Genomic DNA, 13,859 nt, shown 5'->3' on the forward strand with positions numbered 1-13,859 from the left:
CTCAATCTTATCGCTGATACTATTCCTATGCGAATATCAGATAAATGGTTTTATAGCTAACCCTATACAGCCAGACCGACAGCAACTGATCCGTTCACTTTTTGACGAATATATTAAAATTTATTCCTTCCACGATGACAGGCTAAGCCGTCGCTTTAGTAAGAACTTTATCTGCTACCCAGGAAGTTACTGACAGGGAAAAATGCCTGCTGTTCACTCGACAATGAATTTGCACAAGACCTAAGCGGAACCATACTAAATGTTAGATCTCTCCTTACAAAATCTTGCCGCAATTGCGTATGGAGAATCGATAAGGAGTAATACAAGATCTCAAGATTCAGAAGTTTGAATTAATCGCCGGCATACCCATGACCAAATCAGCCCCAACAAAAAGCCCCGCATAGTTTCCTATGCAGGGCTTTTTAAACCGATTGACTCACCTTAAGGGTGTGCCACCTGAATCAACAGGCTGGCATTAACCGCGGTTAAAGCGCTTACGATCGTTTTCAGTCAAGTGTCTCTTACGAACACGAATGCTCTTAGGTGTTACTTCAACCAATTCGTCATCATCGATGAACTCAAGCGCTTGCTCAAGTGTCATTGTGATTGGCGTAGTCAGCACTTGCGCTTCGTCAGTACCTGAAGCACGCATGTTGGTCAGCTGCTTACCTTTCAGACAGTTAACTGTCAGATCGTTTGAGCGAGCATGGATACCAACTACTTGGCCTTCGTATACTTCAGCAGCGTGGCCAATAAAGAGACGGCCGCGGTCTTGTAGACCGAACAGTGCGAATGTCAGAGCCTTACCTGTCGCGTTAGAAATCAATACGCCGTTAGCGCGTTGACCGATATCGCCACCTTTGTGTGGACCGTAATGGTCGAATGAGTGGTAAATTAGACCTGTACCAGAAGTCGCTGTTAAGAATTCAGTTTGGAAACCGATTAAACCGCGGCTTGGGATAATAAAGTCGATACGTACACGACCTTTACCATCAAGCTGCATGTCTTTCATTTCAGCTTTACGGGTACCTAACTTCTCGATCACTGTGCCTTGATCTTCTTCTTCAACGTCAACAGTTAACGTTTCGAATGGCTCACACAATTCACCGTCGATGGTTTTCAGAATAACTTCTGGACGTGATACAGCTAACTCATAACCTTCACGACGCATGTTTTCAATCAGGATTGATAAATGCAATTCACCACGGCCTGATACGCGGAAGCGATCTGGACTTTCAGTTTCTTCAACACGCAGTGCCACGTTGTGGACCAATTCTTGTTGTAAACGCTCAAGAATATTACGTGAAGTCACATACTTACCTTCTTTACCCGCAAAAGGTGAAGTGTTGACTTGGAACGTCATGGTCAGAGTTGGTTCATCAACTGATAATGGCGGTAATGCTTCTACAGCGCCAGCAGCACAGACAGTGTCAGAAATTTTCAACTCACCTAAACCAGTGATAGCAACGATATCGCCTGCGTTAGCAACTTCAACTTCAGTACGCTCTAGACCCATGTAACCTAATACTTGGCCCATTTTACCGTTACGGGTTTTGCCATCAGCACCAACAATAGTGACTTGTTGGTTAGTTTTGATGCTACCACGCTTGATACGGCCGATACCGATAACACCCACGTATGAGTTGTAATCCAGCTGCGAAATTTGCATCTGGAAACTACCTTCTGAGTCAGCATCAGGGAATGATACTTTTTCAACGATAGTTTGGAACAGCGGCGTCATGTCTTCACTTGCAACATCTGGATCTAAAGTTGCAAAACCGTTTAACGCTGAAGCGTAAACGATTGGGAAATCTAACTGCTCGTCAGTAGCGCCTAAGTTATCGAACAGGTCGAATACTTGGTCGATAACCCAATCTGGGCGTGCACCTGGACGGTCAATTTTGTTGATAACAACGATTGGCTTTAAGCCTTGAGCAAACGCTTTCTTCGTTACGAAGCGAGTTTGTGGCATTGGACCGTCAACGGCATCAACTAGCAATAATACTGAGTCAACCATAGACAGAACACGCTCAACCTCACCACCGAAATCGGCGTGGCCTGGGGTATCAACGATGTTAATACGGTAGTCGTTCCACTTGATGGCAGTATTCTTTGCCAGAATCGTGATCCCACGTTCCTTTTCAAGATCGTTGGAGTCCATCACCCGCTCAGTAGCTTCTCCTCGGGTTGCAAGGGTGCCTGACTGTGACAGCAACTTGTCTACCAGGGTCGTTTTGCCATGGTCAACGTGTGCAATAATGGCGATGTTACGTAAATTCTCTAGCACGGATAAACCTCTTACCATCAAACAAAAATAGGGATATTTCAGTAATTCGTTATGGCGATCTAGCTCGATCCGCCACAATAAAAAGCGTGCCATTCTACTCCAGAGCGGCCTTGGCGCACAGGATTATTTTTGAACACTTATAAAACAATCCGCCAATCCTTGGCTAATTCCTGCCAATATTCCATTGAGTGAAATCCGCTAATGCCACAGTTAAAGCACTGTTCAATTGCCATATTCGTAGGAAAAATCAGAGTTAAGCAGCTGAATTTCCTATTTTTCATAATCTAGACGCAAAGCATTTCTGCTGATTTAAACATCAATCAAATTGATGTTTCCACGACAAAATCATCTCGACATGAAACAGCAATAATTTCTAGCGCAGATTTAACTGGGCGTTGATATTGGCATTTATGACCGCGAAAACTGAATGCCTTTAAGACTGACTTCATTGTCACGCTATACCTTTATTACGCATCACTGATTTCACTTGGCCTGTGAACAGCAAAGACATTTCGTACATGAGAACGAACTCTTTCCTAATAATATGATAATAAACCACTATTGAATTGAGAATGCATGGCATAGTTGAACAAACTAGCGTGGTTTTATGACAACTATGCGGCAGTGAAATAGCCCAGAGAAATAGTCCAGTTCTGTGCTGAAAAGATGTGCTAGATTCAGTGCTGCTGTCCTTGATGTAGCCCCTGTGAGCCAAGGCGCGATTGCCATCTCACTGCCACATAAGCGATGCATACTAGTGCTTTGAACCTTATGCTTTGAAACTTATGCTTTGCATGAATCAATTCAGTGCGCACCAAAATGGATGAATGCACCAAAATGCCTCAGTCAATAGCACCAAAGTGGTGCAAACGAGAATCCAATTAAGTGCAGTAAAGATTTTAAACCATGTTAATCAGTAGTTTAAATTATTGGCATGGATATCGCTATATAGCTCGTAAGTTTGGCTCAAGATAAATCACTTGAGTTAAAAGATTATAGAAGGGGCATCCCTTTACCCTACCGGAGGCTTGAGAATGTCAGTTGAATCAGTTTTAAAGCAACTTGAAGAATTAGAAGTTAAGTTCGTTGATTTACGTTTTACCGACACTAAAGGTAAAGAGCAGCACGTATCTATTCCTTCTCATCAGGTAGATGCTGATTTCTTCGAAGACGGCAAAATGTTTGACGGTTCTTCTATCGCAGGTTGGAAGGGTATTAACGAATCAGACATGGTACTGATGCCAGATCCAACGACATTCGTACTGGATCCTTTCACCGAAGAAACCACAGCGCTGATCCGTTGTGACATTCTTGAACCCGGTACAATGACAGGGTACGACCGTGACCCACGTTCAATCGCTAAAAAAGCAGAAGCTTACCTGATCTCTACTGGTATCGCAGATACTGTATTGATTGGACCAGAACCAGAATTCTTCCTATTTGACGATGTCCGTTTCGGTACTGACATGTCAGGTTGTTTCGTTAAGATCGACGCTAAAGAAGCGGCATGGAACTCAGCGACTAGCTACGAAGGCGGCAACACTGGTCACCGTCCATTTGTTAAAGGCGGTTACTTCCCAGTTGCACCGGTTGACTCATCACAAGACCTACGTAGCGCTATGTGTTTAGTGCTCGAAGAAATGGGCCAAGTGGTTGAAGCGCATCACCACGAAGTGGCGACTGCAGGTCAAAACGAAATCGCTACTCGCTTCAATACTTTGACTAAGAAAGCGGATGAAATCCAAATTCTGAAGTACGTAGTGCACAACATGGCACACGCTTACGGCAAGACGGCGACTTTCATGCCTAAACCCATCGTTGGTGACAATGGTAGCGGCATGCACGTTCACCAATCTCTGGCGAAAGACGGTGTTAACTTGTTCGCTGGCGACAAATACGCAGGTTTAAGTGAAACTGCTCTGTACTACATAGGTGGTATCATTAAGCACGCTCGCGCGCTGAACGCTTTCACTAACCCAAGCACTAACTCTTACAAGCGTTTAGTGCCACACTTTGAAGCACCTGTTATGTTGGCCTACTCTGCCCGTAACCGCTCTGCATCAATCCGTATTCCAGTGGTACCAAGCCCTAAAGGCCGTCGTATCGAAGCGCGTTTCCCAGATCCACATGCCAACCCATACTTAGGTTTCGCAGCGCTGCTGATGGCCGGTCTTGACGGTATCCAAAACAAGATCCACCCAGGTGAAGCGATGGACAAAGATCTGTACGATCTGCCTCCAGAAGAAGCGGCTGAAATCCCACAAGTGGCAACGTCATTAGAAAACGCCCTTGAAAACCTGCAAGCTGACCATGAGTTCCTGACTAAAGGCGGCGTGTTCAGTGAAGATTTCATCCAATCTTATATCGTACTGAAAACAGCAGAAGCTGAGCGCGTAGCACGTACAACTCACCCACTTGAGTTTGAAATGTACTACAGCCTGTAATGGCTAGCGCTATACAAACGGCTCGCTTTATGTAATTGATACAGAAATATAAAAGCCTCGATAGCAACGCTATCGGGGCTTTTTGTATTTTGAAGGTATATACAACTTTTATTCTGATTCAATCATCGCGTTGCTCTCTAAATAGGCATCATCGCCAACCACTCTTTGATCATTCAGAGAAGGCACCCAGACACCGCTGCAACGGCAATAATAGAGATAGATGGTTAAAAACCGATCTAAACTAAACGAGGATGCAGCAGAAAAACCACCTATATAGTCGGAAGTTAACTACCGCGCCATTATTGTTAAGTGTCCACGCTTTATTCAACTAGGCTGGGTATTCTCAGGGGCAAAATCTGCCAGTTGGGCAGGTTCGCCTGACTCAAATGACGCAAATGGTACGCCATCTAACACGCGCTCATTTTTAAATACACGGATTTCAGAATCAGGTAACTGCGTCATCAGCAATGACAAGATAGTGTGCATCTTATCCAATGGGCAATGAAGACGAATACTTGCGCGTAAGCCCATTGTTCGTACATCCGATTGGCAGGCAATAAATGGACGATTCCGCGTTACCTTAATCAAATGACGATGCCCATTTTTTATAGGACTCTCGTAAGTTGTCTCTACATTTTTAAAACCAGTAAAGAAAAATGCCCCCAGAGCCATTCCACCTACACCAACCAGCGCTGCTGGGCCTAAAAAGGCCACCCCGACAATACAAACCACCACCCCAAACCAAGCCAGCCCCCGCACTACCGCATAGGCTGCATCCGGAATAGCATCATGATAGGTGGTAACTAACCCCTCGGTGGTGAGCCGATAATGGTACTGTTTGTCTGCAAACCAGAGGTAACGAGCAGATAAGCACATAATTAAAGCCATGATGATTAACCCTATACCCAAGCTAGTATCGCCAGATAGCAAATAGCACCCTATAAGTGCTAAGCAACCACACGGGATCAGGAAGGTTAACCAAAATAGACCATAGACAGTCGCCACCCGAATATCCCACTCATAAAGCGTGGGCGCCTCACGCACCCGCTGCTGACGTAGCTTATTGAGCCGGCTTTGCTCCTCTTGGGGTAATTGCAGGTACTCAGTGCGCGGCAGGTCTTCATACCGACTGTCGTCCAACAGTTTTGTCTCTTGCTCTGTCGACGCCAACTGCAGCGGCGCTGCTCTCTTATTCATATAGCTATTCCTTTGCTGTGCCCACGGACTGCACGGTCATCGTTAACCTATCCACACAGCTCGTACTTAATGTCTTCTCACTCTTGACGATCTTGCCGCTATAAGGCCTGTTAGCATCTTGGTGGCAAAGCTGCCACTGATGACACCGAATCTCACGCCAATAACAGGCGCGAAAGAAAGCGTTAGACGGCATGGGTATTCTCAGGGGCGAAATCTGACAGTTGGGCAGGTTCGCCTGACTCAAATGACGCAAATGGTACGCCATCTAACACGCGCTCATTTTTAAATACACGGATTTCAGAATCAGGTAACTGCGTCATCAGTAATGATAAGATGGTGTGCATCTTATCCAATGGGCAATGAAGACGAATGCTTGCGCGTAAGCCCATTGTTCGTACATCCGATTGGCAGGCAATAAATGGACGATTCCGCGTTACCTTAATCAAATGACGATGCCCATTCTTTATAGAACTCTCATAAGTTGTCTCTACATTTTTAAAACCGGTGAAGAAAAATGCCATCACAGCAAAACCACCCGCGCCGACCAAGGCGGCCGGGCCTAACAACGCCACCCCGACAATACAAACCACCACTCCAAACCAAGCCAGCCCCCGCACTACCGCGTAGGCTGCATCCGGAATAGCGTCATGATAGGTAGTAACTAAACCCTCGGTGGTGAGCCGATAATGGTACTGTTTGTCGGCCAACCAGAGGTAGCGCATAAATGGCCCAAAAATCATCACTATGATGAGAAAATAATACCATTGCTCAAATCCATACCAGTATGTCACCAACCCAACTAGAGCCGTAATCCCGCACGGAATAAGGACCATGATCCACCCAATGCCATACACAGTCGCTACCTTAATATCCCACTCATATAGGGTCGGCGCCTCACGCACGCGCTGCTGACGTAGCTTATTGAGCCGGTCTTGATCCTCTTGGGGTAATTGCAGGAACTCACTGTGTGGCAAATCTTCATACCGGCTGTCGTTCAACGGTTGTGTGTCTTGCTCTGTCGACGCCGACTGCTGCGGCGCTGCTTTATTGTTCATCCTGTTACCTCTCGGTAGACTCTACTTGTAGCGTGGGCATCGCCAAGCGTAAATCCAGTCATCCATTTTAAATCAGCAACATAATATGCTCTCGGCCTACCCTCAAGCGAATATTTACTGAAACAGTTTTAAGGAAAGTAATAAAAGTAGCTAGATGGCCAGTGAGGGAAGTGGAAACTGATTTTAAAGAGTATGTTCAAAACTCATCAGAGTTCTGCGAAGGCACGGCATACAAACCTCCATGATTAATACTTATCCAAAACAAGAGTCGCCGTTAACAACTAGGTTATTGAGCTTGGTTGTATCTCGTTTCTGTTGATGAATAATTGACAGATATAATCATATAGTTAGAATGCCAAGCTGTTGAAACAGAACAGGTTGGCATCAAATGAAACCTGATCTGGTTCCACATCACTAACGCTCTCAGTTGATCAAGTGAGTAGATCATACCGAAGCAATGCAGTTTTTCACATATAAACAATGGAGTGGTTATGCGTTGCTTGACTTGGTTGGTCGTGTGCTGTTCTCTCACGGGATGTGCAACGATAACGTCGAGGATAGGAGAAGATTCAACTTGGGGTCATTCTTTCTCAAGTGTGCAAACGGCTGTTGATAATGGCGAGGAGTGTATGATTATCTCCGCGTTGGCGGCCCCGCCCTTGCTGCTCTTTACCATCCCGCTGACACTCGTTGATATGAGCAGTGCGTTAATCATCGATACTGTTATGCTACCTGCAGATTTAGCGATCACGCCCAGCGATCCCAAGCTCCACACCCCGCGACCTATGGTCTGCCGCTATGACTACAAGATTTAAGCATGATCGCACCCAATAAATAACCTCAAGTTGCCTGTGTGACGGTGAGTTAACGCCGGCATACGGGAACGACCATGTCGCGGTTTGCCTCCCTGAGTGTTGTGTCTTGTTAGTTATGCCTTGTTAGTTGCAGTTACGTAGTACAACCTAGCCTAGCAAGCCATTTAAAATCATTTAAGTTAGCGATTTACTTTAATCACATCAAGTAACAGCTTGATATCGGCCATATCGTTGTAGATATGCGGCGAAATCCGGATCCCCATGCTGCGAGCATCAACGCTAATATTCGCGTTTGCTAATGCCGTCATGATTTTATGTTGTTGCTCACCAAACTGTAGAATCAGTGTACCGCTGCGCTTCTCAACATCACGTGGCGATACAAACTCATGCTCAAGCTCCTGCGCCACAGCATCAATCAACTGCTGATTACATTTACGCAGCAAGGAGACACCTAAACCCGCCAGATAATGAATACTGTGAGCGGCAATGGCATAGGGGGCGATTGAAGGCGTTCCACCCCAGAAGCGCATTGCGGAGTGCTGATAACGAAAGTCGTGGATATCAAATTCGAACGGATTCTCATGGCTAAACCACCCCACATCCTTAGGTTGGCAACGATCCAAAATGGCAGGGTTAATCCAAAGATAGGCTGCACCAGGGCCGCCGCAGAGCCATTTCACACTCGACCCGATTAAAAAGTCAGGTTGTAGGCGCGCGAGATCTAGCGGAATAATCCCCGCCGATTGCGCCACATCCACTAAGCTCAAACAGCCTCGCTCACGGGCTATGGTAAAAATATTGGCTAATGGCGCTTGCTGCCCAGTATTCGAGTAAGCATGACTAACAAACACCAGATCCACATCACGACTGATATGCGCGTCCCACACATTAGGGTCAGTGACATCGAGCCCCTTAGGGATGAAACGTACTTCGCAGCTGGCTGGCAGTGCTTTTTTAAGGGCGAAACCCATGCTGGGGAAATCAATCTCACTCATTAACACAACGGCGTGTTCGCGATTTAATCGCTCGAGTGACATGACGATTTTAGTCAGCGCACTGGAGAGATTAACCTGAGGGCAAAAGTCCTTTTGGTGGCCGTTAAACAGTTTAGATAAGGCGAAAGTAAAATCATCAATCACACTCAGCCACTGACCCCAAGGTTCGCGCCCCGACTCCTGCCAAGGCGCAAAAAAGGCTTCTTTGAAGACCTGTTCGGTCGATTTTAACGGTCGACCGACGGAATGATTCAATAGATATCCTGGACCCGCGAGGTAAAAGTCCTTTTTATAGTCTGCAAACATAGTGTTATCTCAAACTCTCTTTCAGTTTCTTAATCTCATCATAACGCGTCCGGATGTCGCTGCGCTGAGCGGCGGCACGCCTATCTCTGAGTCGCTCCAATGAACCGAGTAGCACATGCAGTGGCGGACCACTGGCGGTGACCTTAGCTAAATGCTGCTGCTCCATCGTTGTCGAAGGCTCGGCAATATATTTAGTCACTAACTCATTATGGTGCTGAATCGCAGTCTCGCCATGTAATTCGCAGACTTCAATAAAGAGTCGCAAGTTTTCTTGATACCAATCTTGGGTTGAGCAGTCTTTTGCCTGCAGAAAGTCATCCATCAAATTCGGCCGACGCATGCACTCGCGCAATATCTGTTGATCCTCAGGCATCATGTATAAAAACTTGTCCACCAGCATTTGCGAGTAGGAAGCCTCATTGGCGAAACAAAGACCTAGCGTTAAATCGATGACATTAATCCCCGCAAAATCCCCTGCATTGGCGCCGCGATAAATAACCGAGCCCACCCGATAAGGTTTGTAGTAAGGGCGAACACAGTAAAAGAAACGATCCGTATCTAATCGATTGAATAATTGAGTGTTCGACTCAATCACATCCTGCAATGCCTGTTTGGCGACCCGCAGTAAATCGTGGCTGATAGGATGGGAAATGCCCAAAGGCTGGATTTTCAATAACGCATCGGCAGCGCGTTTATAGGCCAAAATGCCTTTAGTGTTGTAATCCACAAACAGCTTTTCAGCGCTCAGATCGGTAAAGCGTTTATAAATGCCATTGTGGGCACGATTATGGGTAGTTAAATGCGCGGTGGCAAAGCGCGGCGTGACACCTATTGAAGCGCCAATGTGCATGGCTAGCGCGGAGGCTTCGGCTAATGGTGAGGTGGTTTCCCGTGAGGGCTCAGTAATTTCATGGCGTCGACAAGCTGCCATGTATAGGCCCACGTTACCGAGTAAATCGAAAGCACTGTCGAACCCTTCATCGGTATTCCCCTCATCGAGCAAGGCCTTAATCAATCCTCGGCCTTCGCTCTCTAGCGCCAACTTAGCTTCTGCGCCAATATCGAGCACATTGGCCCGGTCCGTTTGTTGATAATAAAGCTGTTCTAGCTCTGAGTTGAGTTCCACAAAGCGACTGCGGATCCAATCATCGAAGGCTTCGGTATTAAAGGTGGCAGGTTTCACGGGCTTATCCTTGAGTATTGTTATCGTTCTTGTAAACGGAGCGAGCGCTAAATCTTAGCCCTTTCCGTAAAACTCGTTAACCAGAATGCAACTTATCGCCATGCGTTTCTAGCGCTAGCTCAAATTTATGAAAATTCTAATGCCACTTTTTATTTACACCTTGCTCCAGCGCAAGTTATCAAAATCAATCGCCTCGCAAAATAACGCCAAATACAGATAGTCCTAATACAAATAGCGCGGCAGGTTCCGCAGGGGTAAATCAAAATGATTTTAATGGAATTTATTGTCGTACTCGGCTGCTTGCTGCTGGGTACCCGCTACGGTGGTATGGGACTCGGACTGATAAGTGGTATTGGATTATTTTTACTGATATTTGTCTTCGGTTTAGCGCCGGGACAACCGCCAGTACAAGTTATGCTAACGATTCTTGCGGTGATCGGCTGTGCGGCCGTATTGCAAACCGCGGGCGGATTAGATGTGATGATGCAGTTTGCCGAGCGCCTACTGCGCCGCCATCCACAATACATCACCATTCTAGCGCCGCTAACCACTTGGACACTCACCTTTTTGTGCGGTACTGGCCATGTGGTTTACACTATGTTCCCGATTATTTCCGATATCGCGTTGAAGAAAAATATTCGCCCAGAACGCCCAATGGCGGTGGCATCCGTCGCCTCACAAATGGCAATTTGTGCTTCGCCTGTATCAGTCGCGGTTGTGTCTATGGTGTCGATTCTCGCATCGCAACAAGGTGTGGGCCGTGCCTATAATCTGCTCGAGATTTTAATGGTATCAGTACCGGCATCGCTATGCGGTGTCATGGCTGCAGCGCTTTGGAGTCTACGTCGCGGTAAAGATTTAGATAAAGACGAAGAGTTTCAAGAACGAATTCAAGATCCTGTCCAAAGAGCCTTTATCTATGACAAGAGCGAAACCCTGCTTAATCAACGTTTTCCTAAGGAAGCTTACTGGGCAACGGGGATTTTCTTTGCGGCTATTGCTGCTGTGGTGCTACTAGGTTCTTTTAGTGAACTGCGCCCTGCATTTGAAGTTAAAGGGAAAACAACCTTATTATCGATGAACTTAGTCATCCAGATGATGATGTTAATTGCGGGGGCATTTATCCTAATGACCTGTAAAGTCAAACCGACAAACATCTCTAATGGCCCCGTCTTTAAAGCGGGCATGGTGGCGATTTTCTCAGTATTTGGTGTGGCGTGGATGAGTGATACTTTCTTCATCAGCCATATGGATGTGCTTAAAGAAAACCTGTCCCACGTGGTGCAAAGCCAGCCTTGGACCTATGCCTTAGTGCTGTTCCTCATCTCTAAGCTTGTTAATAGCCAAGCAGCGGCGCTGACTGCCATTGCGCCTATGGGTCTCGCCTTAGGAGTCGATCCAAAACTCTTGATCGCTTTCCTCCCTGCAAGCTACGGATATTTTGTGCTACCTACTTATCCAAGCGATCTGGCCTGTATCGGCTTTGACCGTTCAGGCACAACTAAAATAGGTAAGTTCATTATTAACCACAGCTTTATCATTCCAGGCTTTATCGGCGTGGGTACCGCATCGACCGTCGGTTATCTACTGGCGACAGCCTTGCTCTAGTCTGTATTACATAAATAACAAAGGCCGCAGATGCGGCATTTATGTTGAATAGCATGGAACACTAAGTTTAAGCGCGATACATGGCCAAAAACATCTTGATATTGGCGTCGATAATCGCTTGCTGGTGCTCATCATTATTTTTCATATGGAATAGCTTAGGCCAGAATGCAAACGCCTTAAACATGCCCCAAAACTGAGTCGATGCCATTGCAATATCGTCGATATTCAGCGCCTTGTGTTCTACCGCTCCCGCAAGCCAAGCTTCGAGTCCACCTTCTTGCTTCGCGAGCTTCTCCATCGCTTCAGTCGCTTGGATAGGCGAGCGAATAAACTCTGCCATCACCACCCGCGCCACATCGAGAAACTCAGGCTGCTGATACAATGCCCAGCATCGATGCGCAATTTGCTGCAACTGATCTTCAAGACTCTTCGCCGGATTGTAAACTAAGGTCGCCGCTTCTTTCGTCCGCGCCCACAACTCTGTGGTTGTGGTATCAAACAGCACTTCCTTGCTCGGAAAATGGTTATACACAGTACGTTTAGAAACATTAGCCCGCTGGGCGATCCTGTCCATACTGGCACCCACAAAGCCATTGACCATAAACTCTTCCCGCGAGGCACGCAGAATCGCCACACGTTTCTGCTGAGAGTTTGTCAATTTAATGGGTTTGTCTGCCATGTTTTCCTACGCCATAAAAATCATTTGTCGACATTTTACACTATCCAGTTTACTTTTACACCGCTGCATGTAAACTACACTGTGTAGTTTACTTTTTTAATGTTGTAAACGCGATTTAAGATTGTCTTGACCTTACTACGACTCGGGAGCTTTATCATGGCCACTCAAACAAATACTGACGTAAACACTAAGACTTCGGCCCATGTTGAGGGTGACAAATTCAGCAATGAAGCTCCCAATACCCACAGTGGTGAAGGTAATTTACTTTCTATTTTATGGCGTTACATGACTGAAAGTATTCCAGATAAGAGCCCAAACCAGCCATTACTGATCCAAAAAATGCAGCTAAACCCAACGGCCGATGCGACACCTATGCTGTATAAAATCAGCCATTCAACAGTGCTGTTACAACTCAACGGTCAATATTGGTTAACCGATCCTGTGTTTTCGAAACGCGCCTCGCCAAGCCAAATGTTTGGGCCAAAACGATTCCACGAGTTGCCGATCGAACTCGATAATATTCCAGTGCTCGCAGGGATTATTTTGTCCCACGATCATTATGATCATTTAGATAAACACAGCATTTTAGCCCTCGCCGAGCGCACGCAAAAATTTATCGTGCCACTGGGCGTAGATAAACATTTGCTCGCGTGGGGCGTGCCTGCCAGCAAGATAGTCGCGCTCGATTGGTGGCAAGAAACCCAACATGCGGGTCTGAGTTTTACCGCGACGCCGGCACAGCACTTTTCGGGCCGTGGTATCACGGACAAAAACCAAACCCTGTGGGCATCTTGGGTTATTCAGTCCCCTGAACTAAAACTGTTTTTCAGCGGTGATTCCGGTTACTTCGACGGCTTTAAAAAGATTGGCGACAGACTTGGGCCTTTCGATTTAACCTTAATAGAAACAGGTGCCTACGATGAGATGTGGGCAGATATCCACATGCAGCCAGAGCAATCACTGCGGGCGCATTTAGATCTGCGGGGACGACACTTAATTCCGATACATAACAGCAGCTTCGATCTCGCGCTACATAGTTGGTACGAGCCATTGGAACGCATAGCCGTAGCCGCCAAGGCCTATGACGTGCCGCTGCTTACGCCGGAATTTGGTCAAGGGATCAACCTGAGTGAATTAGCCCATAGCCCAGCTTTGAATCACGCTTGGTGGAAAGCCTATTTACCCAAAGACAGAACCGAGTTTGAAATCATTCCGGCGCGTATGAGTTCAGATAAATTCTAAGCTGAACTCTTATCAGCACGCTTATCTGAATTTTTATAGGCACTCTTA

At 46.4% G+C, this 13,859-nt stretch carries 10 protein-coding genes; 4 read left to right on the plus strand and 6 right to left on the minus strand.

The window, feature by feature from the left end; genetic code table 11:
• Nucleotides 1-475: 475 nt before the first annotated feature.
• On the minus strand, nt 476-2,287 hold the full coding sequence (gene typA / locus Q4Q49_RS20960; protein WP_106651716.1) for a translational GTPase TypA: 1,812 nt from the start codon (nt 2,285-2,287) through the stop codon (nt 476-478).
• Nucleotides 2,288-3,321: 1,034 nt separating this feature from the next.
• Here typA and glnA point away from each other — a divergent pair.
• Nucleotides 3,322-4,731: a glutamate--ammonia ligase gene (gene glnA, locus Q4Q49_RS20965; RefSeq protein ID WP_106648392.1), complete on the plus strand. Its 1,410-nt coding sequence runs from the start codon at nt 3,322-3,324 to the stop codon at nt 4,729-4,731.
• A 324-nt stretch (nt 4,732-5,055) separates the two neighbouring features.
• Here glnA and Q4Q49_RS20970 read toward each other — a convergent pair whose 3' ends face one another.
• Complete coding sequence (locus tag Q4Q49_RS20970; RefSeq protein ID WP_312000359.1) at nt 5,056-5,928, minus strand: hypothetical protein; 873 nt, start codon at nt 5,926-5,928, stop codon at nt 5,056-5,058.
• Between the two features lie 182 nt (nt 5,929-6,110).
• Nucleotides 6,111-6,983, minus strand: a complete 873-nt coding sequence (locus tag Q4Q49_RS20975) for a hypothetical protein (protein WP_312000360.1) — start codon at nt 6,981-6,983, stop codon at nt 6,111-6,113.
• Nucleotides 6,984-7,474: 491 nt separating this feature from the next.
• On the opposite strand from Q4Q49_RS20975, the gene Q4Q49_RS20980 reads away from it, so the two are divergent.
• Nucleotides 7,475-7,798, plus strand: a complete 324-nt coding sequence (locus tag Q4Q49_RS20980) for a YceK/YidQ family lipoprotein (RefSeq protein WP_312000361.1) — start codon at nt 7,475-7,477, stop codon at nt 7,796-7,798.
• 179 nt (nt 7,799-7,977) lie between these two features.
• Here Q4Q49_RS20980 and Q4Q49_RS20985 read toward each other — a convergent pair whose 3' ends face one another.
• Nucleotides 7,978-9,099 (minus strand): aminotransferase class V-fold PLP-dependent enzyme, encoded by a 1,122-nt coding sequence (locus tag Q4Q49_RS20985; protein ID WP_312000362.1) that lies wholly within the window; start codon nt 9,097-9,099, stop codon nt 7,978-7,980.
• Between the two features lie 4 nt (nt 9,100-9,103).
• A complete protein-coding gene (locus tag Q4Q49_RS20990; RefSeq protein WP_106648396.1) occupies nt 9,104-10,282 on the minus strand; it encodes a monodechloroaminopyrrolnitrin synthase PrnB family protein in 1,179 nt (392 codons plus the stop codon).
• 264 nt (nt 10,283-10,546) lie between these two features.
• Here Q4Q49_RS20990 and Q4Q49_RS20995 point away from each other — a divergent pair, with 264 nt between their 5' ends.
• Nucleotides 10,547-11,890 carry an anaerobic C4-dicarboxylate transporter gene (locus Q4Q49_RS20995; protein ID WP_311900616.1) on the plus strand — a complete coding sequence of 448 codons (1,344 nt, stop codon included), beginning with the start codon at nt 10,547-10,549 and terminating at the stop codon, nt 11,888-11,890.
• A 67-nt stretch (nt 11,891-11,957) separates the two neighbouring features.
• Here Q4Q49_RS20995 and Q4Q49_RS21000 read toward each other — a convergent pair whose 3' ends face one another.
• Nucleotides 11,958-12,569: a TetR/AcrR family transcriptional regulator gene (locus Q4Q49_RS21000; RefSeq protein ID WP_071940471.1), complete on the minus strand. Its 612-nt coding sequence runs from the start codon at nt 12,567-12,569 to the stop codon at nt 11,958-11,960.
• A 156-nt stretch (nt 12,570-12,725) separates the two neighbouring features.
• Here Q4Q49_RS21000 and Q4Q49_RS21005 point away from each other — a divergent pair, with 156 nt between their 5' ends.
• On the plus strand, nt 12,726-13,811 hold the full coding sequence (locus tag Q4Q49_RS21005; RefSeq protein ID WP_312000363.1) for an MBL fold metallo-hydrolase: 1,086 nt from the start codon (nt 12,726-12,728) through the stop codon (nt 13,809-13,811).
• The last annotated feature ends 48 nt before the right edge of the window (nt 13,812-13,859 follow it).

Origin of the sequence: Shewanella sp. SP1S1-7, assembly GCF_031932105.1 — a bacterium.
Taxonomy (GTDB): domain Bacteria; phylum Pseudomonadota; class Gammaproteobacteria; order Enterobacterales; family Shewanellaceae; genus Shewanella; species Shewanella baltica.